Source organism: Nocardioides sp. LS1, from assembly GCF_003865225.1.
GTDB classification, from domain to species: domain Bacteria; phylum Actinomycetota; class Actinomycetes; order Propionibacteriales; family Nocardioidaceae; genus Nocardioides; species Nocardioides ginsengisegetis.
This window is the reverse complement of record NZ_BIFF01000001.1, coordinates 72142-97087: the sequence shown is the minus strand read 5'-3', so window position 1 is coordinate 97087 and position 24946 is coordinate 72142. Positions and strand designations below refer to the sequence as shown.

26 protein-coding genes and 1 pseudogene are annotated in these 24946 nt (G+C 64.0%); 14 read left to right on the top strand and 13 right to left on the bottom strand.

All coding sequences use genetic code 11. The features are described 5' to 3' along the window. Positions 1-132 precede the first annotated feature (132 nt). The 9 genes from EJF31_RS22050 to EJF31_RS22235 all read left to right on the top strand — a co-directional run bounded on the left by EJF31_RS22050 (position 133) and on the right by EJF31_RS22235 (position 7194). Positions 133-315, top strand: a complete 183-nt coding sequence (locus EJF31_RS22050; RefSeq protein ID WP_221767475.1) for a hypothetical protein — start codon at positions 133-135, stop codon at positions 313-315. Further along, positions 246-1052, top strand: a complete 807-nt coding sequence (locus EJF31_RS00485; RefSeq protein WP_221767403.1) for an amidohydrolase family protein — start codon at positions 246-248, stop codon at positions 1050-1052. The genes EJF31_RS22050 and EJF31_RS00485 overlap by 70 nt, the downstream gene beginning before the upstream one ends. Further along, a complete protein-coding gene (locus EJF31_RS00480) occupies positions 1049-2194 on the top strand; it encodes an iron-containing alcohol dehydrogenase (RefSeq protein ID WP_125035155.1) in 1146 nt (381 codons plus the stop codon). The genes EJF31_RS00485 and EJF31_RS00480 overlap by 4 nt, the downstream gene beginning before the upstream one ends. 188 nt (positions 2195-2382) lie before the next feature. Continuing rightward, complete coding sequence (locus EJF31_RS00475; RefSeq protein WP_125035154.1) at positions 2383-2820, top strand: MarR family winged helix-turn-helix transcriptional regulator; 438 nt, start codon at positions 2383-2385, stop codon at positions 2818-2820. A 442-nt stretch (positions 2821-3262) separates the two neighbouring features. Next, a complete protein-coding gene (locus EJF31_RS00470) occupies positions 3263-4000 on the top strand; it encodes an SDR family oxidoreductase (RefSeq protein WP_125035153.1) in 738 nt (245 codons plus the stop codon). 37 nt (positions 4001-4037) lie between these two features. Next, on the top strand, positions 4038-4937 hold the full coding sequence (locus EJF31_RS00465) for an SDR family NAD(P)-dependent oxidoreductase (protein WP_125035152.1): 900 nt from the start codon (positions 4038-4040) through the stop codon (positions 4935-4937). Positions 4938-5029: 92 nt separating this feature from the next. Beyond that, positions 5030-5746, top strand: coding sequence for a TetR/AcrR family transcriptional regulator (locus EJF31_RS00460; protein ID WP_125035151.1), 717 nt, complete (start codon positions 5030-5032; stop codon positions 5744-5746). Then, a complete protein-coding gene (locus tag EJF31_RS00455; protein ID WP_125035150.1) occupies positions 5743-6078 on the top strand; it encodes a nuclear transport factor 2 family protein in 336 nt (111 codons plus the stop codon). Before EJF31_RS00460 ends, EJF31_RS00455 begins: the two co-directional genes overlap by 4 nt. Positions 6079-6372: 294 nt before the next feature. Then, complete coding sequence (locus EJF31_RS22235; RefSeq protein ID WP_125035149.1) at positions 6373-7194, top strand: SDR family NAD(P)-dependent oxidoreductase; 822 nt, start codon at positions 6373-6375, stop codon at positions 7192-7194. Between the two features lie 112 nt (positions 7195-7306). On the opposite strand, the pseudogene EJF31_RS22500 reads toward EJF31_RS22235, so the two are convergent. From EJF31_RS22500 to EJF31_RS00405, 9 genes and pseudogenes are all read right to left on the bottom strand, one after another. Next, positions 7307-8014, bottom strand: a pseudogene (locus EJF31_RS22500) (SDR family NAD(P)-dependent oxidoreductase); the annotation flags it as partial. Between the two features lie 107 nt (positions 8015-8121). Then, positions 8122-9108, bottom strand: coding sequence for an amidohydrolase family protein (locus EJF31_RS00440; protein WP_125035147.1), 987 nt, complete (start codon positions 9106-9108; stop codon positions 8122-8124). A gap of 11 nt (positions 9109-9119) precedes the next feature. Continuing rightward, positions 9120-9644: a 3-hydroxyanthranilate 3,4-dioxygenase gene (locus tag EJF31_RS00435; protein ID WP_125035146.1), complete on the bottom strand. Its 525-nt coding sequence runs from the start codon at positions 9642-9644 to the stop codon at positions 9120-9122. Beyond that, the gene (locus EJF31_RS00430) at positions 9641-10075 is read right to left on the bottom strand and encodes a RidA family protein (protein WP_125035145.1); all 435 of its coding nucleotides are present in this window, start codon (positions 10073-10075) and stop codon (positions 9641-9643) included. The genes EJF31_RS00435 and EJF31_RS00430 overlap by 4 nt, the downstream gene beginning before the upstream one ends. Then, positions 10068-10865, bottom strand: coding sequence for a 2-keto-4-pentenoate hydratase (locus EJF31_RS00425; protein WP_125035144.1), 798 nt, complete (start codon positions 10863-10865; stop codon positions 10068-10070). Before EJF31_RS00425 ends, EJF31_RS00430 begins: the two co-directional genes overlap by 8 nt. After that, complete coding sequence (gene dmpG, locus EJF31_RS00420; protein ID WP_125035143.1) at positions 10862-11872, bottom strand: 4-hydroxy-2-oxovalerate aldolase; 1011 nt, start codon at positions 11870-11872, stop codon at positions 10862-10864. The genes EJF31_RS00425 and dmpG overlap by 4 nt, the downstream gene beginning before the upstream one ends. Then, the gene (locus EJF31_RS00415; RefSeq protein WP_125035142.1) at positions 11869-12789 is read right to left on the bottom strand and encodes an acetaldehyde dehydrogenase (acetylating); all 921 of its coding nucleotides are present in this window, start codon (positions 12787-12789) and stop codon (positions 11869-11871) included. The genes dmpG and EJF31_RS00415 overlap by 4 nt, the downstream gene beginning before the upstream one ends. Continuing rightward, the gene (locus EJF31_RS00410; RefSeq protein ID WP_125035141.1) at positions 12786-13577 is read right to left on the bottom strand and encodes a 2-keto-4-pentenoate hydratase; all 792 of its coding nucleotides are present in this window, start codon (positions 13575-13577) and stop codon (positions 12786-12788) included. Before EJF31_RS00410 ends, EJF31_RS00415 begins: the two co-directional genes overlap by 4 nt. Next, entirely contained in the window at positions 13574-15040 is a 1467-nt protein-coding gene (locus EJF31_RS00405; RefSeq protein ID WP_125035140.1) for a 2-hydroxymuconic semialdehyde dehydrogenase, read from the bottom strand. The genes EJF31_RS00410 and EJF31_RS00405 overlap by 4 nt, the downstream gene beginning before the upstream one ends. 83 nt (positions 15041-15123) lie before the next feature. On the opposite strand from EJF31_RS00405, the gene EJF31_RS00400 reads away from it, so the two are divergent. The 3 genes from EJF31_RS00400 (at position 15124) to EJF31_RS00390 (ending at position 17927) form a co-directional block, all read left to right on the top strand. Beyond that, positions 15124-16047, top strand: coding sequence for a LysR substrate-binding domain-containing protein (locus tag EJF31_RS00400; protein WP_125035139.1), 924 nt, complete (start codon positions 15124-15126; stop codon positions 16045-16047). A gap of 294 nt (positions 16048-16341) precedes the next feature. Next, positions 16342-17352 carry a carbamoyl-phosphate-synthetase gene (locus EJF31_RS00395; protein WP_260430560.1) on the top strand — a complete coding sequence of 337 codons (1011 nt, stop codon included), beginning with the start codon at positions 16342-16344 and terminating at the stop codon, positions 17350-17352. Then, complete coding sequence (locus EJF31_RS00390) at positions 17349-17927, top strand: hypothetical protein (RefSeq protein WP_125035138.1); 579 nt, start codon at positions 17349-17351, stop codon at positions 17925-17927. The genes EJF31_RS00395 and EJF31_RS00390 overlap by 4 nt, the downstream gene beginning before the upstream one ends. An 11-nt stretch (positions 17928-17938) precedes the next feature. Here EJF31_RS00390 and EJF31_RS22450 read toward each other — a convergent pair whose 3' ends face one another. The 4 genes from EJF31_RS22450 to ald are packed head-to-tail and all read right to left on the bottom strand — an operon-like array spanning position 17939 to position 23795. Continuing rightward, on the bottom strand, positions 17939-18307 hold the full coding sequence (locus EJF31_RS22450; RefSeq protein WP_307718959.1) for a WhiB family transcriptional regulator: 369 nt from the start codon (positions 18305-18307) through the stop codon (positions 17939-17941). Next, positions 18300-21692 carry a pyruvate carboxylase gene (locus EJF31_RS00380; protein WP_125035137.1) on the bottom strand — a complete coding sequence of 1131 codons (3393 nt, stop codon included), beginning with the start codon at positions 21690-21692 and terminating at the stop codon, positions 18300-18302. Before EJF31_RS00380 ends, EJF31_RS22450 begins: the two co-directional genes overlap by 8 nt. Before the next feature lie 58 nt (positions 21693-21750). Next, positions 21751-22650 (bottom strand): pyridoxal 5'-phosphate synthase lyase subunit PdxS, encoded by a 900-nt coding sequence (gene pdxS, locus EJF31_RS00375; protein ID WP_260430612.1) that lies wholly within the window; start codon positions 22648-22650, stop codon positions 21751-21753. Positions 22651-22676: 26 nt separating this feature from the next. Next, positions 22677-23795, bottom strand: coding sequence for an alanine dehydrogenase (gene ald, locus EJF31_RS00370; RefSeq protein ID WP_125035135.1), 1119 nt, complete (start codon positions 23793-23795; stop codon positions 22677-22679). Positions 23796-23925: 130 nt separating this feature from the next. Between ald and EJF31_RS00365 the strand changes: the two genes are divergently transcribed. Further along, positions 23926-24381: an Lrp/AsnC family transcriptional regulator gene (locus EJF31_RS00365; RefSeq protein ID WP_260430559.1), complete on the top strand. Its 456-nt coding sequence runs from the start codon at positions 23926-23928 to the stop codon at positions 24379-24381. A 123-nt stretch (positions 24382-24504) separates the two neighbouring features. Beyond that, positions 24505-24924 (top strand): nitroreductase/quinone reductase family protein, encoded by a 420-nt coding sequence (locus EJF31_RS00360; RefSeq protein ID WP_125035904.1) that lies wholly within the window; start codon positions 24505-24507, stop codon positions 24922-24924. Positions 24925-24946: the final 22 nt, after the last annotated feature.

The window sequence follows — 24946 nt, the reverse complement described above, 5'->3', positions numbered from 1 at the left end:
CGCAACTCCCCCCGCCCAGCACAGATACACCTCACCAAGAAAGTCGAGCAGTTCATGGAGTCGTCAAACCGAATCGATGTCCATCACCACATCATCCCGGAGCCCTACCTGAAGGCTCTCAAGGATGCGGGCGTGGACGACCCCATCAAGGGCGTCGCATACCCGCAGTGGGACCTCGACACCGACTTGGAGGTGATGGACAGGAACGGAATCCAGGCATCGATCGTGTCCATCACCGCGCCGGGGTGGGTTTCACGAGCGGCCCGGACGCAGTCCGGGCCGCTCGGGCCACCAACGAGTACATGGCTGAGTTGATCGAGCGTCACCCTGGCCGGTACGGCGGCTTCGCCGTTCTTCCCCTGCCGGACGTCACAGCGGCGGTAGCAGAGATTCAGTACGCGGTCGGCACCCTGGGCCTGGACGGCATCGGCCTGTTCACTCACTACAACGGCACCTACCTCGGCGAGCCCGAGTTCGACGAGGTCATCGACTGCATCGCTGAGCTCGACACGGTGGCGTTCGTCCACCCGACCATTCCGCCGGCCTCGGACCAGCCGCTGTTCGGGCTTCCGCCGTCGTTGTACGAGTTCCCGTTCGAGACCACCCGGATGTTGGCGAGCTTGCTCTACCACGGCACGCTGGACCGTCGGCCGGAACTCAAGCTCATTGCGCCGCACGCGGGGGGCGCGGCGCCCTACCTGGCCAAGCGCCTCACCTACGCCGTCACCATCAACCCGACGCTTGCCGACCGCGAACCGGCCGACCTGCTCGGGTCGCTGCGGTCGATCTACTTCGACACGGCGATGTCAGCGAACCCGCACACACTCGCCGGTCTCGACTCCTTCGCCGACACTTCGCACATCCTGTTCGGCACGGACTACCCGTTCATGCCTGAGTCCACAACCGTTGAGACGGTCGACGGAGTCAACGAGTTCTTCACTGACGACAGCATTCGACGCCAGGTCGAGAGGGACAACGCCCTTGCCTTGTTCCCAGCCCTCGCCGAGCGGGTAGGCGCCGGGACCGAAGCTGCTGCGGCGGTGGACCGGTGAGCACGGCAGCAGACATCAGGGCCGACTTTCCTCCGGGCAAGCTTGTGAACCTTCCCATCGGCTCAGTGTCGTGGGGCAACGGCAGCCTCTCCACGGTCGGGGAACTCTTGGGCAGTTTCGGTGCCCGAAAGACCGCGTTGTTCACCACTCCGTTCCAAGCTGCAGACCCCGACTTGATGGCGTCGGTGATGACGGCCGTACCGACCATCGTCCTGACGCACAGCAATTTCAACCCGCACGCCCCCGAAGCTGACATCGCGGCAGCTGCGGCCGTCCTGATGGAAAACGACATCGACTCGGTCGTCTCCGTCGGCGGCGGCTCAGTCATCGACGCCGCAAAGGCTGCCCTCGGACGCGTCATTGACGCCGGTCACACCCGACCCCGGCACGTAGTTGTCCCCACAACGCTGTCGGGTTCTGAGCTGTCGCACACGTTCGGCGTCACCGAGACCCAAGGGACCTCGACGTTCAAGCGCAGCCACGCGCGCATCGACGTGAGCGCCGACGCCGTGGTCTACGACGAACGTGTTGTCGAGTCCACTCCAGGCGACCTGTGGCTCGCGTCCGGCGTCAAGGCGGTCGACCACGCAATCGAGGGGCTGCTCGGGACCGCCGCACTGCCGGTCGTCGACAGCCTCGCCTACTCCGGCATTCGGCGCATGGTCGAGTCGCTGTCCCAGAACGCCAAGGGCCGCGGCGCAGCACAGATCGCAGCCTGGGAGTGCTACTCCCACCCCCAAGCGATGTCCTATGGCCTCAGCCACCGCCTCGGACACATGCTCGGCGGCACCTTCGGAGTACCCCACAGCGTCACCTCAGCAATCACCCTCCCCGCAGTCCTCGGACGCATGACCGCCATGCAGCCACGTGAACTGGCATCCATCGCACAAGCGCTGGATCTCAACCAAGCAACCCCCACCCGCCGCACCGGCTCAATTTGCGACCCCGGAACAGCGTCGCTACTGCTCCGGGACTGGTGCGAAAGCCTCGGACTACCAACCCGCCTTCGCGACGTCGACTTCGCACAAAGCAACCTGGACGCACTGGCCGACATGACCGCCGCCGCCTACCCGTCCGAAACCGCAGTACTCGGAGTAGAAGCTGGCCGCCGGCTCAAGGAGCTGGTGCGCTCGATGTGGTGACCGCAAGCCCCTGAGGCGCACCCGGCGAAACTCCCCGCCAACTCCCACCGCACCTCAGTCGCAGCGCTCCGTCCACCAAGTCGACGCCACCCTCCACTCCAGGCGCGACCGACGGACACCACAGATGCCGCCATCCCCCACGGGGATGGCGGCATCATTATTACCCCATCATTCGCTATCGTCAGACGATGCCGACCACGCGCGCAAAGTCCACCGCGCTCGCCGACCTCGCCGACCTCCTCCTCAACGTCGCTCGGCTAGTCCGCACCCAAACTCCGACACCACCTGGCGTCGTCCCGCTGACCGAAACCGAACGCCAAGTCATGCGCGTCGTCGACCTCCACCCCAACAGCTCGCCCAGCGAAATAGCCGCCCGAGCCCACATGCAACGCACCAATGTCAGCGCCGCCCTCCGAGACCTAGAAAGCAAGGGGATGATCCGGCGTCACTCGACCTCCGGCCGTGGCGTTGCAGTCGAGTCGACCCAGCAAGCCATCGACGGCCTAGAGGCCCTTCGGCACGCGTGGGCGGAACTGCTCACCGATGCCGTCGACACCGACATCGAGACCGTGCGCGCCTTCAACGACCTCCTGCGCAGCATCGAGGACCACTTCCTAACCGCCTGACCCAGCAGACCGCGTTGCTCGCCGACGCCCGTCCGAACGCCGCCAAGCGGCCGAGACCGCAATGTCATCGGTCCTGAACCGGCGCATGTGCGGACCTCGTTGACCTGCGTTACAACGCTTGACCCGGGCGACTAGACCTCTTGCCAAGGCTGAATCCGACGTAGCCGTCATTCGACGCGCAACTCACCCGCGACCGACTAACGGACAACGTCGCCCGCGGCGAGCGCGCGCGACGAGGCCCAAAGCGGGCTCACGGGATAGGCCGGCCCACAGGCCGCACGGGCCGGTTGAGACAGCTGCCGACCCGATGCCACGGGTGTCACACAGGCCATCCCGCCTGGGTGCTATCGTCGATAACGCACTTTAGTTATCGCTACTTGCAGTATCGCACTGTTGGCTCTAATGTTATCAGCGTTAGTACCACTGATACCAAGGAGCAGTCATGAACAGCAGCATCAATCGAGTCGCCGTAGTCACTGGCGGCTCGCGGGGAATTGGACGCGCCGTCGCTGAGCGCCTCGCAGCAGACGGCCAGGCCGTCGCCATCCAGTACTCGACCAACGTTCGCGAAGCCGACGCCGCCGTCGAAGGCATCCAAGCTGCGGGCGGGCGGGCCATCGCGATCCAGGCCGACGTCGCCGACGAAGCAGCGGTAAAGACCGTGTTTGAAACCGTGGCAGCAGAATTCGGCGGAATCGATGTGGTCGTCAACGCGGCCGGCATCCTCATCCTCGACACCATCGAGAACTTCGACCTCAACGAACTTGACCGGATGCACCGCACCAACATCCGCGGCACGTTCGTCATCAACCAGGCAGCCGCCCGTAACGTCCGCGCTGGTGGCGCCATCATCAACCTCTCGACATCGGTCAAGAAGCTCGGCCTTCCCACCTACGCCGGCTATGCCGCGACCAAGGGAGCCGTGGACGCCATCAGCCCTGTGCTCGCGAAGGAGCTCCGCGGACGGGACATCACCGTCAACGCGGTCGCACCCGGACCGACCGCGACCGACCTGTTCCTGCAGGGCAAGGACGAAGCCACCATCGCGCAGATGGCGAAGATGAACCCTCTCGGACGCCTCGGCACCCCCTCCGACATCGCCGAAGTCATCTCCCTTCTCGCCGGAGCCGGCCGCTGGATCAACGGACAGACCATCTACGTCAACGGCGGCATGGTCTAAAAGACCTCCGCCCCCGAAACTAGAAACGGAGCAAACAATGGCAACCATCCTCGTTACCGGCGCGGGCACCGGCATGGGGCGACTCAGCGCCCGAAGCCTGGCCCTGGCCGGCCACACCGTGTACGGATCCATGCGAAACCCCGAAGGCCGCAACGCACCCAAGGCGAACGAGGCAGCGGCCTTTGCCGACGAACACAAGGTCGACCTGCGCGTCGTTGAACTCGACGTCCTCTCCGAACACTCCGCCCAGGCGGCGATCGAGGCCATCGTCAAGGACTGCGGTGGCATCGACGTCATCGTGCACAACGCCGCCCACCTCTACTACGGCGTTACCGAGGCGTTCACACCTGAGCAGGTCATCTCGGCGTTCAACACCAACACGGTCGGAGCGCTGCGAGTCAATCGGGCAGCCCTCCCCGTGATGCGCGCCGCCGGACAGGGCCTTCTCCTTTGGGTTGGGTCAGGCACCAGCCGCGTCGTGCCCCCGTTCCTCGCGCCGTACACCGCCGCCAAGGCAGCAATGGACTCGTTCGCCGAATCAATCTCTGTCGAGGTCGCCAGGTACGGCATCGAGACCAGCATCCTCATGCCGGGACCGTTCACCCAGGGCACCGACCACTTCCCGAACGCCGCGTTCGCCGAAGACGCCGGCGTCGGCGCTGCGTACGAGCTCATCGCTGAAGACCTTGCGAACACAGGCGCAGTCACTGAAGCGCTTTTCGCCCCCGGCGTCGTTCAGGACGTCCAAGCAGTCGCTGATGAAATCGTCCGAATCGTCGGACTGCCGCATGGCACTCGCCCGTACCGCAGTTCTGTCGACTTCTCCGATTTCGGTGACCTGCCCGTCACTGCGGTCGCCTCGGCGCAGCGCGAACGGCTCCTTACCCGCATGGGCCTGGGCGACGTCATCCACCCAGCGCCGTCACCCACGACATGAGCACGTCAACGCGTCCCCCGGCCCCCACGGCCGGGGGGCCGTCGGCTTCCGCCGCCTCAGGCACGAATAACCCGGGCGGCTATCGTCGGGGAGTGTCCACTCGAGATCTCATCCTCGCCAAAGCCGCTGAGCTCCTGGCAGCCTCCCCCAGTGGGGACATCTCGACGCGAGCAGTCTGCGAAGCCGTCGGCATCACCCAGCCCGCCCTGTACCGGCACTTCGCCGACAAGGACACTCTCCTCGCTGGCGTGGTCGACCACGTCTGGGACCAGTACCTGTCGATGAAACGGGCGGCACCTCAGTCAGACGACCCCCTCACCGACCTCTACATAGGGTGGGAGAGCCACACCGCGTTCGCACTGAACAACCCGCACGCGTACCGACTTCTGTTCGGAACCAGCCTCAGCACCACTCCCGAAGCAGGTGCTGAAGCTCTCCGCATCCTCGAGGAACATCTCGAGCGCCTCGCAGAGCAAGGACGCCTCCGGATTTCGGCAGCCGCTGCAGCGCGCCTAGTCATGGCCGCCAACACGGGAGTGGCACTCGCCCTCATCCTCCGGCCCGGAGACTTCCCCGACGTCGAAATCTCGAACTCGATGCGCGACGAGCTTTACCGCTCGCTTCTCGTGGATGCGCTGACCACCGGTTCGCCGCAAGCTGTCGCAGCAACAACGCTACGAGCCGGCCTGAGCAAGGAGTCGGACTTTTCTGTCGGTGAACGAGCGCTTCTCGATGAATGGCTCGGCCGCGTTGAACAACGTCACGCGACCGACGCCAGCACACCGACCGCCGAACAGGACACCCCATGACAGGTCCGACCGCCCCGGCCGCTATCCAAAGGTTCATCGACACGACGAACGACTCGGACACGGATGGCTTTCTCGATGTCTTCACCGACAACGCCGTCCTCATCGACTGGGGTCGCGTGTTCCAGGGTCGAGCAGCCATCGCTCAGTGGAACGAGACGGACAACATTGGAGTCCACACACACTTCGAGCTCAAAGCGCTTCTGGTCGAAGACGAACACGCCACCTACACCGCGACGCTCAAGGTAAGTGGAGACGGCTTCAACGGAACTGGACCGATGACGTTCAAACTCCGAGGCGACCAAATCGAGGCGCTCACCATCACCTCCGCCTAGAAACCGAAGCTTCTTCAACTCAAGCATCGTCGTCGGTCAAACTGTGGCCTACCTCGTGTCCTGCGACATCTCGGCATCGGTAGCACTTCGACACGGTCCGCCCACTCGGCACCGACCCATAGTCAGTCACCGTTACAAGGATGACCGCGCCACCACAGGTTCGGCAACGCAACGAGGTCGGGTCATGTGTCTCTGTCGTCGCCACTAGGCTCCCTTTCCGCACATCTGAACTCCTGAGTACAGTTCAGCGTAGGATCTCCCGCCGCCTTCGCCAAGCTCTCAGGAGTCAGAATCATGGTGTCACCAAGAACCGACCGCCAGGCCCTACTTGACCTGACTGCTCGACCGGTCGAGGACCTCATCTCGCTTGTAGGCCAAGTTGCGGTGGTCACAGGAGGGGCAGCAGGGATCGGCTCGGCGATCTGCAGACGCCTCCAGGAGGCAGGAGCGTCTGTTGTTGTCGCCGACCACGACGTCCCGTCGGCCGAGCGTGCAGCGGACAAGCTGGGGACAACTGGCGTTGCAGCACACGTGGACGTCCGAGACGGTGCGTCAATCGCGGACCTCGCCAAGAGCACCTTCGACAGCTTCGGGCGGCTGGACATCTGGGTGAACAACGCTGGCGCGTACCCAAGGCAGGCCCTCCTCGACATCACCGACGACGACTGGGACGCCGTCCACACCCTCAACCTCCGCAGCGCGTTCATCGGTTCTCGCGAAGCAGCGCGGCAGATGATTGTGGGCGAGCGTGGTGGCGTGATTGTCAACATGACGTCGACCGCGGCGTACAACACTGCCTCGGGCGGAAACTCTGCGCACTACGTGAGCTCGAAGCACGCCCTTGCCGGCCTAACCAAGAGCTTGGCCGTTGAACTCGGTGAACACGGCATCCGTACGGTTGCCGTTGCCCCGACCCTTACTTGGACGCCCGGTGTCGAAGCTGACTACGCTCGCGGCCTCGGAGCGGGTTTGGACCACTACGCGAGCCGCCTCCCCGCGGGGCGCCTCGCTCAACCTGACGACATCGCCCGCGTCGTTCTGTTCGCCACGTCAGGGCTTGCTGGGTTTGTCTCTGGAAGCACCATCGACGTCGATGGCGGCGATCTGGCGTTGTAACGCTCAGCGCCCCTCCGCGAGCTTCTGCATTGACGCGACCAGGTAAACATCTGCCAAGAGGCCCGCGTCGACGACAAAGTCCTGGCCGGTAACGCCGCTCGCTCGCTGCGTCCGACGCCAGGAAGCACGCCACTTCTGCAATCTCTTCGGGTCTCAACCCACGCCGAAGAGGCAACCTGTCGAAGGTGCCCAGGTTGAGCGCCTCGAGCACCGCTGGTGAACTAGCCGCGCCAGCCATGGTCATCGGTGTCAGTGTCCAGCCGGGGCTGACGCTGTTTACCCGAATGCCGTGCGCGCCGAGCTCCACCGCGGCGGTCTTCGTCAGCGAGATGACTCCTGCTTTCGAGACGTTGTAGGCGCCCTCAGCCCGTTCAGCCGCATGCGCGTCAACCGAAGCGATGTTGACCACCGAACCACGGGTGCCACGCTCGAGCATGAGACGGGTCACCTCACGATTGACCAGAAACGTGCCGGTCAGGTTCACGGCAAGGACTCGATCCCAGAGCCCGAGCTCGAGTTCGTGCATGAGCCCACCCCCGACGATTCCCGCCGCGTTCACGACGACGTCAATGGTCGGCCAGGCCTCCGCGAGTGACTCGACCGTCGCCACGACTGCAGTCTCGTCTGCGACGTCGCAAACAAAGGCCAAGGTTTCAGCTTTCGAGGCCGCGGCCACCCGACGGTGCGCCTCATCGAGGCCTTCTCCACGGCTCAGGAGCGCCACCGAAGCGCCCTGTCGACCGAGTTGGCACGCGATCTCCAAGCCAATGCCGGAGGCGGCTCCGGTGACGACTGCGTGCTTGCCTTCGAACGAATACATGCAGAGCTCCTCACGTTGACCGGGTCGTGGGACAGGAGCGGCCCGACCGCTCGCGAGCATCAACCGGGCGGCGCATATTGTCCAACAGCTTCGGCATCCTCTTTCGGCTACAGCGAAGAGCTCATACCTAGGAACCGGGTCGCGTTGGTCGTCAGAATCGCTTCGCGTTCTGCGGCAGTTAGAAAGTTGGAGCGAGCGACAACGTCACCGACGGGTCGCTCCCCAAGGGGGTACGGGTAGTCGCTGCCGACCATGACGCTGCTTGCTCCAAGGGTCTCGACGAGAGTGCGCAGCGCGGCTGGCTCAAATACGACGCTATCCACGCTGAACCGGCCGACATAGGTCGACGGAGGTTGAGCCGAGGTACCGATGATGTCGTTGCGACCGCGCCAGGCGTTCTCCAGTCGTCCCAGCCAGAAGGCGAAGGAGCCGCCGCCATGGGCGAAGCAGATCCTCAACGATTCGGGTAGGCGGTCGAAAGCCCCACCGAGAATCATGGCGATGATGGACAGGTGGGTCTCAGCCGGCATCCCAGTAAGCCACCGCGCCATCCACCGATCCAGACGGGGACCAGCCGGCATGTCCCAGGGATGGACGAATACGGGCATGTTCAGAGTGGCCGCGTGTTGCAGGAACGTGACGATGCCATCGTCGTCCAGGTCGCGGTCGCCGACATGGTTGCCGATCTCGACACCCTTGTGTCCGCTCGCGGCGGCCCGTTCGAGCTCACGGCAGGCCGCGTCAGTGTCTTGCAGGGGAACCTGACAGAACGGAATCAGGCGCTCGGACGCGTCGCACAGTTCCAAAGCGAGGTCGTTGAACACCTTGGCGACGCGCGACGCCTGGTCACCGTCGGCGTCGTAGGCGAAGAACACCGGGGTCGGAGATACGACCTGTGCCGCGACTCCGTCGGCGTCCATGTCAGCGAGACGCACGTCCGCGTCCCAGCACTCTGCGGAGACTCGCCTGAACTCCTGCCCGCGGAGGAGAATCATCGCCTCACGTTCGGAGTCGACCCGCAGCGTCGGCTGGCCCTCTCCGAGGTCGGGCCAGCCGCGCGGTACCGAATGTGAGTGGATGTCGATGGTCGACAACGAGGTTGCCCCTAACCCTTGCCGGGGTGCAGCGCACCGCAGTTCTTGCAGGTGCGCGCCTCAGTCGACTCATAGAACTGTTCGAACACCGGCGGCAGGTCCTGGACGATGTCGCGCACCTGAAGCTCTACCTCGTGCACCTGGGTGTTGCACTCGAGGCAGAACCAGACGAACTTCTCGAGGACACCCTCATCGCGGATGCGTTCGATAACGATTCCAATCGCGCCGGGCTCAGGGCGCTGGGGCGAGTGGTACACGTTGCGCGGCAGCATCCACATCTCACCCTCACGTACGTCGACGCGCTGCGGACCGTCGTCGGTCATCACGTTGACGTGCATGTTGCCCTTGATTTGGTAGAACCACTCTTCGTACGGGTCGAGGTGGTAGTCGGTGCGCTGGTTCGGAGAGCCCAGGACCTGGACGATGAAGTCACCCATCGGCTCCCAAACCTGCTTGTTGTTCACCGGCGGCTTGAGCAGGTGCTCGTTCTCGGCCACCCACTTCTTGAAGTCGATAACGGGGGGAATGAACGTCATGAGTAGGTCTCCTTCTTCTTGGCACCACGAAAGGCGATGGCCTGGATCTCGATGAGCAAATGCGGATGCGGAAGTTGATGCACTGCAACCGTGGTGCGGGTGGGGCCGGTCTCGTCAAAGAACTCGCCGTAGACCTCGTTGTAGCCGCCGAAGTCGTTCATGTTGACCAGGTAGGTGGTCAGCTGCACGAGGTCCTCAAGTGAGCTCCCCACCGCCTGCAAGATGTCACCGATGTTCTCCAGGACGGCGCGCGTCTGAGTACGGATGTCGAGGCCAGTGACACCTAGAGCATCGACAGTTGCGCCGTCGATCGAGTTGTCCGGCCGCCGGCTACTCGTTCCGGAGACGAAGACGAGGTCACCCGCGACCTTCACGTGCGGGAATCTGCCTCGTGGCGCGGCTTTGCCGCCAACCACGACGCCGTCAGCCATTGGGACTCCCGACCGTGCAGGTCGCTACGCCGAGGCCGTGGACAGTTCCCCGCACTGAGGTGCCAGGGTCCGTCGGTACAGGTACCGCGGCGGTGGCTGCTCCCGCGAGGATGACCGAACCTGCCGGGAGCTCGAACCCGTAGGTGCGGGCCATCCGCTTGACAGCCTCCAGTGCCCGTCGCGGATCTCCCAGGATCGCGGCGGTTGATCCGGTCTCGACGACCTGTCCGTTGACCTCAAGGACGACTCCGAGGTTTGAGAGGTCGCCAGACCTCTCCATCTCGTCGAACTTGTGCCAGGTTCCGACGACGTAGCCGGCTGCGGATGTGTTGTCTGCGACGACGTCCTCGAGTGTGAAGGAGAAGTCCCTGTATCGACTGTCGATGAACTCGAGAGCTGCGGCGACCTCGGTGACGGCATCCAGCGGGTCCGCGGTCTGGTCTGTGGGGTCGATTGCCTCACCGAGTCGGAAAGCGACCTCGGGTTCAACCCGGGGGTGAATGAACTGGGCGAGGTCGACGCTCCCTCCGTCTGCGATGCGCATTCTGGCGGTGATGGAGCCGATGATGACGTCTGAGACGCCCATCTGCTCGGCCTTCGCCTTGCTGGTGAAGCCGAGTTTGACGCCGGCGATCTGGTCGCCTCTGGTGGTCCTCCGCGCAACGACGGCGTGCTGGACTGTGTAGGCGTCTTCAAGAGTCAGGGCAGTCTTGGACGTCAGTTGGGCTATTGGAGTCACTGCCTGGGCGGCCTCATCCAGGTCGTTGGCGAGTTGCTGAAGGTTGGTCATGCCGGGTCCTTTGCCATGTCGAGCGCGACGTCGAGAATCATGTCTTCTTGCCCGCCGACCATTTGCCGGCGTCCGAGCTCCATGAGAATGGTCCGGGCGTCGAGTCCGAACCTGTCAGCTGCTCGTTCTGCGTGGAGCAGGAAGCTGGAGTAGACGCCCGCGTAGCCAAGCGTGAGGGTTTCTCTGTCGACGCGCACGGCACGTTTCTGAAGTGGCCGCACGAGGTCCTCGGCGGCGTCTTGGAGCGCGAACAGGTCGCAACGGTGCTCCCACCCGAGGAGGTTGGCGACGGCGACGAACGCTTCGATAGGACAGTTGCCGGCGCCGGCACCCTGCCCGGCGAGCGAGGCGTCCACGCGGGTGACGCCCTGTTCCACGGCGGTCACACTGTTGGCGACACTGAGGGACAGATTTTCGTGGGCATGGATACCGATCTGAGTGCTCTCATCGAGCGCGTCGCGGTAAGCGGCGACACGCGCCGCAACGTCGCCCATCGTCAGCCGCCCGCCGGAGTCGGTGACGTACACGCAGTGTGCGCCGTAGGACTCCATGAGCTTCGCCTGGCCGGCGAGCCCCTCGGGAGAGTTGAGGTGACTCATCATGAGAAAGCCTGAGACGTCCATGCCGTTGTTTCGCGCCCAGTCGATGTGCTGAGCCGCAACATCTGCTTCGGTGCAGTGCGTCGCAACCCTCACGCTCACTACGCCGAGGTCGCGCGCTCGTTTCAGGTTCTCGATTGTTCCGATTCCCGGAAGCAGCAACGTGGTCAGCTTCGCATGCTTGACGACATCGCCTGCCGCCGCGATCCATGCCTCGTCCGAGTTCGCACCGTGACCGTAATTGGACGACGAACCGCCGAGACCGTCGCCGTGAGCGACCTCGATCGCGTCGACACCAGCAGCATCAAGCGCCGCAGCAATGGCTCTGACCTGTTCGACCGTGTAGGAGTGGCCGACGGCGTGCATGCCGTCGCGAAGGGTGACGTCCTGAACGTAGACCTTGGTCATGCGAAACTCCGGTGACGCGCAATGCGCTCGGCGGTTCGGACTGCCGCCGAGGTCATGATGTCGAGATTGCCGGCATAGTCAGGCAGATAGTGCCCCGCCCCAGTCACCTCCAGGAACACAGAAACCTCTGTGCCGTGAAACGGTCGCCCGAGGGTCGGCACGAACCCGTACTCAACGTCGTTGAACTGAACCGCTTGCTTGAGCCTGTAACCGGGGACGTACTGCCGCACCTCCTCGACCATTCGCTCGACCGACTCTGCGATGGCCTCCCGATCTGCGTTCTCGACCAGGCAGAACACCGTGTCGCGCATTACCAGCGGAGGCTCGGCCGGGTTCAAGACAATGATGGCCTTGCCATACTCCGCGCCACCGACACTCTCGATCGCGGCGGCTGTCGTTTCAGTGAACTCGTCGATGTTCGCTCGCGTCCCTGGCCCGGCTGAACGAGATGCGATGGAGGCAACGATCTCGGCATAGCAGACCTTGGTGACGGCCGAGACCGCGGCCACGATGGGAACGGTAGCTTGTCCACCACAAGTGACCATGTTGACGTTGTCGGTCTCGAGATGGTTCTCCAGGTTCACGGTCGGAACGACGTAGGGGCCGATCGCTGCAGGCGTCAGGTCGATCATGAGTTTGCCGTGCTTGCGCACGTTGTCGTAGTTACTTCGGTGCGCTCCGGCTGATGTCGCGTCGAAGACGATGCCCACATCGTTGAACTCCGGCATGCTCAGTAGGCCCTCTACGCCCGCAGCAGTGGTCGCAACCCCGAGCCGTTGGGCCCGACTCAGGCCGTCGGAAGCCGCGTCGATTCCAACCATGGCTGCGACGTGCAAGTCCTCGGTCGTCCTCATGACCTTGAACATGAGGTCGGTGCCGATGTTGCCCGACCCGATGATGGCGACACCTGTGCTCATTGAGAGGCTCCTGATTCGAAGGTGGCGACGACTTCTCCAAGGCCGCTGATGCGAGCCGTGAACGTTCCTGGGGATACGGGGACGACCGGGCCGAGTGCTCCGGAGAGGACGATGTCGCCAGCGAGAAGGGGCTGACCCACGGAGGCGAGCATCTTCGCCAGCCACACCACGGCCGCAACGGGGTCGCCGAGGCAAGCAGCCCCGGCGCCAGTGGATAGGACCTGTCCGTCGCGCTCCAGCGACATCCCGACGCTGGCGAGATCAAGGTTCTCGAGGCGACGCGGCGTAGTGCCCAGGACAAATGCTCCGCTTGAAGCGTTATCGGCGATCGTGTCAGCCAGGGTGATGTCCCAGTTGGCAACACGGGAGTCAACGATTTCGACGGCGGGGAGGACGTACTCGGTTGCGGAGATGACCGAGGCCGCGCTGATCGCGCCGTCGATTAGGTTCTGTCCCATGACGAAGGCGACTTCGGCCTCGACTCTGGGCTGAAGGAAGCGGTCACATGAAATCGGTTCCCTGGTGACGTAAGCCATGTCGTCGAGGAGCACCCCGAAGTCGGGCGCGTCGACGCCCAGTTGTGCCTGGACCACCTTCGACGTCAGGCCGACCTTGCGCCCTACGACTTTCCGACCCGCAGCGGTGTGATGAGCGACAACCCGCTGCTGAACTTCGTACGCAGCGTGAACGTTTCCGGCGCCGATGAGTTCGCGTACCGGGGGGCACGGCTCGCGGGTTGCCGCGGCATAGATCAGCCTCTCGGCAGCAGCGTCGATCTGAACGCTCACAGCTGCACGCACACATTCGTCGGCTCGGTGTAGAACGCGAGCGAGTGACGACCACCCTCGCGTCCGATACCAGAAAGCCCGACTCCGCCGAATGGTGAGCGCAAGTCACGCAGGTACCAGGTGTTCACCCAGGACATTCCAACGCGCATCTGCTGAGCTACACGGTGACCGCGTTGCAAGTTCGTTGTCCAGACAGCCGAGGCAAGCCCGTAGTCGGTGTCATTCGCGAGCCGGACTGCCTCCTCCTCGCTGTCGAACGGAACGATTGCCGCTACCGGACCGAAAACTTCCTCACGAACGACCCGTGCCGTGTTGTCGAGACCCGCCCAGAGGGTTGGTTCAATCCAGGCACCGCCGTTCAGGTTGGCGCCGAGGTCCGGGATGCCGCCGCCTACCAGGACCTCGGCACCAGCCTCCACCGCAAGGTCCAGATAGGAGGAGACCTTCGCGCGGTGGGCCTGAGAGATGAGGGGTCCGGTCGTCGTCGACTCCTGATGCGGGTCGCCCAAGACCAAGTTCTTCGCAAAACCTGCGAGCCCCTCGGCTATGGAATCGAATACCGGCCGCTGAACGTAGATGCGTTCGGTGCAAAGGCAGACCTGGCCGGTGTTGGTGAACACCGAGCGGCCCAGACCCTCGATGGTCGCGTCGAGGTCGGCGTCTGCGAACACCACGGCAGCGTTCTTTCCGCCGAGCTCGAACGAGACCGGTCGAACTCGCGGCGCGACTGCACGCATGATGGTCGAGCCTGTCGATGACTCTCCCGTGAACGTCACACCGTCGATGTCGGGGTGAGTAGTCAGGAACTCACCGGCCGAGCTCGCTCCGAAGCCGTGAACGACGTTGTAGACGCCGGCGGGCGCGCCGGCGTCCGCCATCACCTTCGCGAGCAAGGTCGCTGTCGACGGAGTCTCCTCTGAGGGCTTGACGATGACAGCGTTGCCGCAGGCCAACGCTGGGGCGACCTTCCAGGTAAGAAGGAGAAGAGGCAGGTTCCACGGGACCACGATCGCCAGGACCCCCAGTGGCTTGGCGACTGCATAGTTCAACGCCTTGCGGCCGTCGGGGAGTTCGGTCAAGAACGAGTCGAGGCCCTCGGAGCTGACGGTGTCGGCGAACTGGCGGAAGTTGACGACGGCGCGACCGACGTCCAGTTGTCGAGCGAGCGTCGCGGGCTTGCCCGTGTCACGCACCTCTGCTTCGACGAAGTCTTCGAACCGCGCCTCGATCCCGTCAGTGACCCGGCGGAGGAGCGCAACGCGTTCTGGCACCGTCGTGGCGCCCCAACCACTGTTCAGTGCTCGGCGTGCTGCCTGGACCGCACGGTCAACAATGAACGAGTCCGCCAGGTGCACGTCAGCCGCGACGCTGCCGTCGACGGGACTCACCTTCTCGAAGGTGGTGGGACCATCGACGAACGCACCGTCTACGAAGTTCCGGATCTGGTGGAGGTCGGTTCCCATAGGTTTGAGCCTAGGAACCGAAGGTATGTCCGTCTAATGCCTATTTGGCTCTTATCCATGTTCAAACGGCTATGCTCTGTGAGATGGCAGTAGATCGTCTTCTCGATGGCCGGCTCAAGCTGCGTCATCTCACCCTGGCCACACGCATTGACGAGGCGGGAACCATCGTCGCCGCCGCGGAGGCTCTGAACGTCACCCAACCGGTCGTAACACGGGGACTGCGCGAACTTGAAACCATCCTCGGCGTCGACCTCTTTGATCGAGGCCCCCGGGGAGTCACCCCGACACCGTTCGGACTCGCGTTTCTCGAACATGCCCGCGCAGTAATCGCACAACTACGCCAAGCAGAGCGCCAACTCGAACTACTCACATCCGCCGACATCGGGACAGTCACCGTGGGTATCCACCTCGCTGGAGCGAACGTCGTACTTCCCAGAGCGATCGCGGCGGTCAAGGTCAGCCATCCGAGCTTGACGGTCGTGGTCCGCGAGTCCACACCCGACGTGCTTACCCGCGCGCTCGTCGCTGGCGAATGCGACTTAGTCATCGGGCGCGTCACCGTCGCATCCTCGAGCGAAACACTTCAAAGCGTCCTCTACCGGGAGCCCATCCATCTGGTCACGAGGTCGGATCATCCGGCACAAGACATGAAAACTCCCAAGCTCGCCGACCTGGTCGACTACCCCTGGATCCTGCCGTTGGAGCAAACCTCGCTTCGGGCCGAGTTGGAAACCCTATTCGTCCATGAAGGGCTAGACCTCCCAACCAACCGAGTCGAGTGCACCTCGATACTTACCCTGCGCGAGTTGCTCCTGCACACCGATTCAGTGGCTGCCCTCCCCAGCCTCATCGCGACTGAGCAAGGGCTCCGACCGCTTCGAACCAAGTTGCAGTCGATTCGACGAGCGGTCGGCGTTACCACGTCGGCCAACCGGCCGTTGTCGCCGGCTACCAACGCGCTGCTCGCGGAACTGCGCAATCAAGCGAACCTTCTGAACCCGGGCTGAACCGAGCCGAAGGAGTTACGCATCTAGACGCCGCGATGAAACCATCAGGCTCATCGGCAGACAAACGACAAGCGAGAGAAGACGTGAACGCACCTCGGGTACTCCTTTCCGAAGGCTCCAGTCTCACGGCCCGAGAGTTCGTTACGGTCCTAGGCGAAAGGGGCGTTCACGTTGAGGTCCTGACTTCAACGGCCCTTCCCATCGCGCGGTTCAGCCGCTGGTGCGCCAAGGTACATAGGGGGCCCTTCTCCGTCCGCTGACCCGATCGGATACCCCAAGCACGTCAATCGCGTCATGCACAGCGGCAGATTCGACGCGTTGATACCAACCCACGAACAAGCTTGGCTGTTCGCCGCGGGCCGCCACCTCATGCCAGAACGTAATCTGCCCGTGGCGCCGCTCGCCGCTTACGACTCCGTCGCCTCGAAGATTGCATTCGCTTCCACGCTCGACGACCTGGGCCTACCCCAACCTGCTTGGCGGCCAGTGCACGCCGAGAGCGAACTCGCAGTCTTGGGATATCCAGTCTGGGTGAAGGCCGCGCACTCAACCGCCGGCCGCGGCGTAGCCCTCGCCCACAACCAATCGGAGGCAATAGAGGCCTGGCGTGACCTCAGCCAACATGGTCAAGTGATGATTCAGATGCCCGCAGCCGGCTCCTACGCACAGGTGCAGGGCGTGTTCGAACACGGGCGGCTGGTCGGCGCGGCCGCAAGTGCCCTCATCGCAACAGGCGCGGGCGGTAGCGCCGCCGCCCGCATCAGCGTCGACCACCCCAAAGCAATCGAAGCGCTACGGGTCCTCGGCTCTCATCTGAGCTGGCACGGCGGAATCGCACTCGACTACTTTCACGTCAACGGAGAACCAGCATTCATTGAATGCAACCCGCGAACCGTAGAACCGGGTAACGCCGCAAAGGCCGGAGTCAACCTGCCGGAACTCCTGATTCGGCTTGTCACAGGACCACCGCTGACCACAAACGTCGAACTCACGAGTCCGGGAGTACGCACCCGTTCCACGATGGCGATAGCCCTGGGTAGCGCCGAGAGGATAGGAACGCGCCGTGCCGTCCTCGCCGCCCTCGCCTCAGCAGTCGGAGGCCGAGGAGAGATGCGGGGTTCCGAGGAGGTCCTCACCCCGATTGTTCGAGACCCTTTCAGCATCGCCCCAGCCGTGTTTGCGGTCAGCTCGGTCCTGGCGAACCCCGTAAGCGTGCGCCGGCTGGCTCAGTCTGCAGTCGACGCCTACGGCGTCACGACCGAAGCCGTCGAAACCGCCCGGCTCGCTTCGCGTGATCCCGAATGACGGTCTGGGACGAGTGGGGGGCATTGACACGATTCCTCGAGAGCGCCCGCATCGCCTTCGCACGCGAACGCAATCTGTGGCACGCGCTGGAACTTGCAGACCGCGAAGCGGTCACTATCAATGCGCCAGCTTCAGAACACGGCCGATACGCCGTCAGTCTCGGTCAACACATCGCGGCTGTTGATGATGAGGTCACCCTGCACGCGTCGGTCCTCATTCACAGTTACGCCCTTACGGAGTCGACCATCTGTGGGCTCCTGGGCGTATCTCCCCGCCGAACCAACGGCATCGAGGATTGGGCAACCCGGGCACTGGAAGCTAACGGACGCAGCTGGGACTCAGTACAAGCAGGGCTGCCCGGAGCTGTGGAGGTCGCCGTCGTCCGCAACGCGTTCGCCCACGGGACACGAACTGTTGATGCGCAGGGGGCCAAGCGCTTGCAAGCCGTCGGTACGCAGGTCAGTGCCGGGCAGGCAGTCACGCTCACCTATGAGGAACTGCGCGAGTATCGAATACGGCTTCGCGGCATCTTGAGGTACGGCGGAGCTGATCCGAAGGTTTCGAGCAGCAAGTAAGCGCATGCCGTTCAGCAGCAGGAGGCGGCTAGATAGTCGTCCTCATCCGATTCGAACGGTTCCCAGTCGTCGGCGTCGTTGCAGCGGCCATAATGGCGGCGACGTCGTGGCTTCAGAAGGCTAAGGCGTTCGTCGGGAGTGGTGGCGCCCCACATTCCATGGCGCTCGTTCGTGCGAAGCGCCAGAGCTAGGCACTCGGCGGTGACCGGGCATCTTCGGCAGACTCGCCGCGCTTCCTCGAGCTGGCGCATCGCGGCTATGCGAGTCCCCCGGGGGAAGAAGAGGTCAGGGTCCTCGTCCAAGCAGGCTGCCTGCAACGAGAAGTCATGCGCCTCCAAGATGGGTCCGGAGAAGGACGGGACTGCGCGTTCCTCAGACACGGATCACCACAATCAGGTCACCACCGTCGACTTGCTGCACGCCAGCGAGTGCGATGCGCTCGACCACGCCCGACACGGGGGTCGTGATTGCGGCCTCCATTTTCATCGCCTCAATGACAGCGACCTTGTCTCCCGCCTCAACTCGGTCACCGACTGCTACTGCCAAAGCGACGACGCCACCGAACGGTGCCGCCACATGACCGGGCGTGTTCGGGTCAGCCTTCTCTTGCTGGGGTGCATCTGCCTCAACCGACCGGTCCCGGACACTCACCGGGCGAAGTTGGCCGTTGATGGTGCACATCACGGTGCGAAGTCCGCGTTCGTCGGGTTCGCTGATGGACTGCAGTCCAAGGATGAGGGTCTTCCCCTCCTCGATCTGCACCTCGCGTTCTTCACCCGGCACCAGTCCGTAGAGGTAGTCACTGGTGTTGAGCACTGCGAGGTTGCCGAAGCGTTCCCGTGACTCGCGGAAATCGCGCGTCGGCCCCGGGAAGAGCAGCTCGCTGAGAGTCTCGCGCGGCTCGGTCCGCAGGCTGCTCATCTGAGACGGAGTCAGGTCGCCGACGGGTGCCTTGTGTTCGCGGCCGGCCAGAGCCTTCGTCCGAAACGGCTCAGGCCACCCGCCGGGAGGATCGCCAAGGTCTCCGTTGAGGAACCCAATGACCGAGTCGGGGATGTCGAACCGTTCGGGGAACGCCGCGAACTCCTCCGGGTCCGCTCCGACCGCGACGAGGTGGAGTGCCAGGTCACCGACGACCTTGGACGAGGGAGTCACCTTGACGATGTTTCCGAGGATTCGGTTCGCAGCGGCGTACATGTCCTCGACTTGTTCGAACTTCTCTCCGAGGCCCAAGGCGATCGCCTGCTGGCGCAGGTTGGAGAGCTGACCGCCAGGGATTTCATGGTCATATACACGGCCCGTCGGTGCAGGCAGGCCGGACTCGAAGGGTGCGTATAGCTGACGGGTCGCCTCCCAATACGGTTCGACGTCCGAGACCGCGCGAAGCGAGAGTCCTGATGCTCGAGCGGTTCCGTCGGTCGCGGCAACCAAGGCGGACAAGGCGGGCTGACTCGTGGTTCCCGCCATCGCGGCACAGGCGGCGTCAACTGCGTCGACGCCCGCGTCCACGGCAGCCAGCAGTGTTCCTAGCTGGCCGCCGGGGGTGTCGTGTGTATGCAGGTGGACCGGAAGGTCGAACCTCTCCCTCAATGCCGTCACAAGCGCCCGCGCAGCGGGAGCTCGCAGCAGGCCGGCCATGTCCTTGATGGCGAGCACGTGGGCACCTGCATCAACGATTTGCTCGGCCAGGTTGAGGTAGTAGTCGAGGGTGTACAGGGTCTCGCCGGGGTCGAGCAGGTTCCCCGTGTAGCAAAGCGCGACCTCCGCCAGCGACGTTCCCGTTTCTCTGACTGCGTCAATGGCGGGCCGCATCTGCGAGACGTCATTCAATGCGTCGAAGATGCGGAAGATGTCTACTCCGGTCGCAGCGGCTTCTCGAACAAACGCGTCGGTCACGGCAGTCGGGTAGGGCGTGTATCCGACAGTGTTTCGGCCACGGAGCAGCATCTGTAGACAAATGTTCGGTGCTGCTTCGCGCAGGTCTGCCAACCGTTCCCAAGGGTCCTCGCCCAAGAAGCGGAGCGCGACGTCGTAGGTTGCTCCGCCCCATGCCTCGAGCGAGAGGAGCTCGGGGGTCGTGCGGGCCATGTGGCCGGCGACCTGCAGAAGGTCCTTGGTTCGGACTCGGGTCGCCAGGAGCGATTGATGCGCGTCGCGGAACGTGGTGTCCGTTACGGCAACCGCGGTCTGCTGTCGTAGTGCTGTTGCAAACCCCTGGGGTCCCAGCAACCGGAGCTTGTCGCGGGACCCGTGCGGCATGGGCAAGTCCCTCACGTCCGCGAGCTTCGAAGCAGGGTCCAGTGCGAGCGGGAGGTCCCCGAACGGCTTGTTGACTGTGATGTCTGCAAGGTAGGTCAGGAGCTTGGTGCCACGGTCCGCCGACGATCGCGCGGTGATCAGCAGGGGGTGCTCCTCAATGAATCCTGTGTTGATGTTCCCGGCTCGGAAGTCGGCGTCGTCGAGCACTGCTTGAAGGAACGGGATGTTCGTGGCAACTCCACGGATGCGGAACTCGGCTACAGCCCGCCGGGCACGGTCCAGGGCCGTGTCGAAGTCGCGTCCACGGCAGGTCAACTTAGTCAGCAGGGAGTCAAAGTGACCGGACACCTCAGCGCCGGTGTAGGTGGTCCCGCCGTCTAGCCTCACCCCCGCTCCCCCGGGTGAACGGTAGGTCGTGATGGTGCCCGTGTCGGGCCTGAACCCGTTCGCGGGGTCCTCGGTCGTGATGCGGCACTGAAGCGCGGCACCCTCGACACGGATGCCTTCCTGTGAGATTCCCAGGTCGGCGAGAGTTGCCCCTGAAGCGATGCGCAACTGTGATCGGACGAGGTCAATCCCGGTGACCTCCTCGGTCACGGTGTGCTCGACCTGGATTCGCGGGTTCATCTCGATGAACACGTAGCTGCCGGCCGAGTCGAGAAGGAACTCGACAGTCCCTGCGTTGACGTACCCGATGTGTCTGGCAAAGCGGACAGCGTCCGCGCACATTCGTTCGCGCAGCTCCGGGTTCAAGTTCGGCGCTGGCGCGATCTCGACGACCTTCTGGTGCCGCCTCTGCACCGAGCAGTCACGCTCAAACAGGTGGACTACGTTCCCGGCGCTGTCAGCAAGGATCTGGACCTCGATGTGCCTCGGACTCTCGACCGCCTGCTCTACGAAAACAGTCGGGTCACCGAACGCGCCTTCGGCCTCGCGCATGCAGGTCTCGATGGCGTCTCGCAGGTCGTCTCGGTGGCTGACCCGGCGCATGCCTCGCCCGCCACCTCCCGCGACTGCCTTCACAAACAATGGAAACGACAGGTCATCGCATGTCGTCATTAGTTGGTCGACGTCGTTGCTCGGAGGAACGCTCGAAAGCGTCGGGACGCCGGCTTCCTTGGCCGCAGCGATGGCCCGTGCCTTGTTTCCTGTCAGTTCAAGAACAGCCGCGCTCGGGCCGACAAACGTTAGGCCTGCCCTGTCGCAGGCTTCGGCAAGGTCAGGGTTTTCAGACATGAAGCCGTAGCCCGGGTAGACGGCGTCGGCTCCGGCGTCGACGGCGACCTGGACGACCGCATCTGGGTCCAGATAGGCGCGAACGGGATGGCCGCGTTCGCCAATCTCGTAGGACTCGTCCGCTTTCAGTCGATGCTCAGAGCCACGGTCTTCCCATGGAAAGACCGCGACGGTTTGTGCTCCCAACTCGTAGGCGGCACGGAATGCGCGGATGGCGATCTCGCCCCGATTTGCGACGAGGATCTTGGAGAATGCCTGAGCACGGTTCACGGTTTCGTCCCTTCTGGTGCTCGTTCGCAGGTACCCGATATCTGAGGGTGTCGAGCGCTTACCAGCCGCGTTCGGCCAGGCGGTGCGGGGCGGGGATGTCCTCGACGTTGATGCCGACCATGGCCTCGCCCAGACCGCGGGAGACCTTGGCGACCACGTCGGGGTCGTCGTGGAAGGTCGTCGCCTTGACGATCGCCTCGGCACGCTGGGCCGGGTTGCCGGACTTGAAGATGCCCGAGCCCACGAACACGCCCTCGGCACCGAGCTGCATCATCATCGCCGCGTCGGCCGGGGTGGCGATGCCGCCGGCGGTGAACAGGACCACCGGGAGCTTGCCCTTCTCGGCGACCTCCTTGACCAGCTCGTACGGCGCCTGCAGCTCCTTCGCCGCGACGTAGAGCTCGTCCTCGTGCAGGGCTCCGAGCCGGCGGATCTCGCCGCGGATCGTGCGCATGTGGGTGACCGCGTTGGAGACGTCGCCGGTGCCGGCCTCGCCCTTGGAGCGGATCATCGCCGCACCCTCGGTGATCCGGCGCAGCGCCTCACCCAGGTTGGTCGCACCACACACGAACGGGACCGTGAACGCCCACTTGTCGATGTGGTTGGCGTAGTCGGCCGGGGTCAGCACCTCGGACTCGTCGATGTAGTCGACCCCGAGGGACTGCAGCACCTGCGCCTCGGCGAAGTGACCGATCCGGGCCTTGGCCATCACCGGGATCGAGACCGCCTCGATGATCCCGTCGATCATGTCCGGGTCGCTCATCCGGGACACGCCGCCCTGCGCGCGGATGTCCGCCGGGACCCGCTCCAGCGCCATCACCGCGACCGCGCCGGCGTCCTCGGCGATCTTGGCCTGCTCGGCGTTGACCACGTCCATGATCACGCCCCCCTTCAGCATCTCGGCCATCCCACGCTTCACACGTGACGAGCCGGTGCCGGCGGCTGTAGCCGCCGGCACCGTCTCTTCCGAGGGCTCGCGGGTCGTCACGAGCCGACGAGCGCGGACGGCGATTCCGCGCTGATACCGAGCGCTTCACCGACCTGCGCGTTGGCGAGAACACCTGCATGAGCATTCAGGCCAAGCGCAAGGGCCGGGTCACGTCGGAGAGCGTGCTGCCAGCCGAGGTCAGCCAGCTTGAGGACGTACGGGAGCGTGACGTTAGTGAGCGCGAACGTGGAAGTGCGCGCGACGGCACCCGGCATGTTGGCGACGCAGTAGAAGATGCTGTTGTGCACCTCGAACGTGGGGTCCTGGTGGGTCGTGGCACGCGAGTCTTCAAAGCAGCCGCCCTGGTCGATGGCGATGTCGACGAGGACGGAGCCTGCTTTCATCGTGGCGACGTCTGCGTTACTGACGAGCTTCGGCGCCTTGGCGCCAGGGACCAACACGGCACCGATGACGAGGTCGGCGTCGAGCAGCCGCTGCTGGATCTCGTGTCCGGTGGACACAACGGTCTTGACTCGACCGTTGAAGTGCGCATCGAGCTGACGCAGGCGGTTGGCGCTGAGGTCGAGGATGGTGACGTCGGCACCAAGCCCGACCGCCATCGAGGCTGCGTGGAAGCCAGACACCCCGCCGCCGATGACCAGTACGTTCGCGCCAGCAACCCCCGGCACTCCACCGAGCAGGACTCCTCGGCCGCCGTTCGGCTTCATGAGGTGGTACGCGCCGACTTGGGTTGCCAGACGACCGGCGACCTCCGACATCGGCGCCAAGAGAGGCAGAGAGCCGTCCGCTTCCTGGACGGTCTCGTATGCGATCGCCGTGGTGCGAGAGTCCAGGATGGCCTGGGTGCCGTCAGCATCGGCAGCGAGGTGGAGGTAGGTGAACAGCACCTGGTCGGCGCGCAGCTGGTCGTACTCGGCTGCGATGGGCTCCTTGACCTTCAGCAGGAGCTCGGAGTCTGCCCAAACGTCGGAGGCGCGTTGGACGATGATTGCGCCGGCGTCGGAGTACTCGCCGTCGGCGAACTGAGCGCCCTGGCCAGCGCCCGCCTGGACGAGCACGTCGTGGCCCCGGCGGACCAGTTCGGCTGCCCCACCGGGGGTAAGTGCGACCCGATATTCGTGGTTCTTGATCTCGGAAACAACGCCGACCTGCATCTGTACTCCCTAGTGTGGTTGGTGGCATGATCTTGATCATTAGGGAGATAGGTGCGCAACTGATCGGCAGATGATTTCTGTTTGTCCCCGTTCTTTTGCATCTTCTTCATCTGGACGAAGGGACGCACTGGTGGCTCCGAACAATATTCAGCAGCTGGATGAGGTCGACCGCGCCCTTGTGCAGCTGCTTCGACTCGACGGCCGGATGCCAAACAACGAGCTTGCCAGCCGGGTGGGCATCGCCCCGTCGACCTGTCTGACCCGACTGCGCAAACTGCGCGACGCAGGCGTCATCCGTGGCTTTCACGCCGACGTCGACCCGGCCGCGCTCGGACGCCCAATCCAGGCCATGATCGCTGTACAAGTCAGGTCGACCGCGCGCGGAGCCGTCGACGAGTTCGTCGAAGGAGTCCAGCGATTGCCAGCCGTGCAGAACGTCTACTTCGTTTCCGGAAGCGACGACTTCCTTGTCCACGTCGCAGTGAGCGACACCAACGAACTACGGGCACTGGTGTCCGAGGACCTCGGGAGCAATCAGGTTCTTCGCACCGAAACCAAGCTGATCTTCGATCACTTCGCCCGATAACACTCCTCTCCTGCATTTGCGATCCGCCAGCAGGGGCAGCCACCAGTTGCGAACTAGTCGAACATCAACTGTACTTATCCGTACAGTTGATGTTCGATCTCCGAGGAGGCAGTCCAAGTGACCATGACGCCAGCAGAGTGGGATGCGAAAGCCGCTGCTCTTTTTGCTGAGTTCCGCGAGAACAACGGTGTGCTCGGCGGCGAGTTCTCCGGTATCCCGCTCCTCATCCTGCACACCGCCGACGCCGACGACGGCCACGATCGCGCAAACATGATGATGTACCTCGAGGACGGGGGCCGACGCATCGTGATCGCGTCACACTCCGGGCTCCCGGAAAACCCTGTTTGGTACGGGAACCTACTTCGCGACGGCTCGGCAACGATCGAGGTCAACGGTGTTGAAGAGACCGTGGTCGCGGCCGAGGTCCTCGGTGAGGAACGCGACCGTCTCTACGCTCTGCAGGCCGAAACGTGGCCAGACTTTCGTGAGTACGAGACCAGAACGTCTCGTCGAATTCCAGTCATTGCGCTGACCACGACCTAGAGGCGTTCGAGACCGTAGGCCC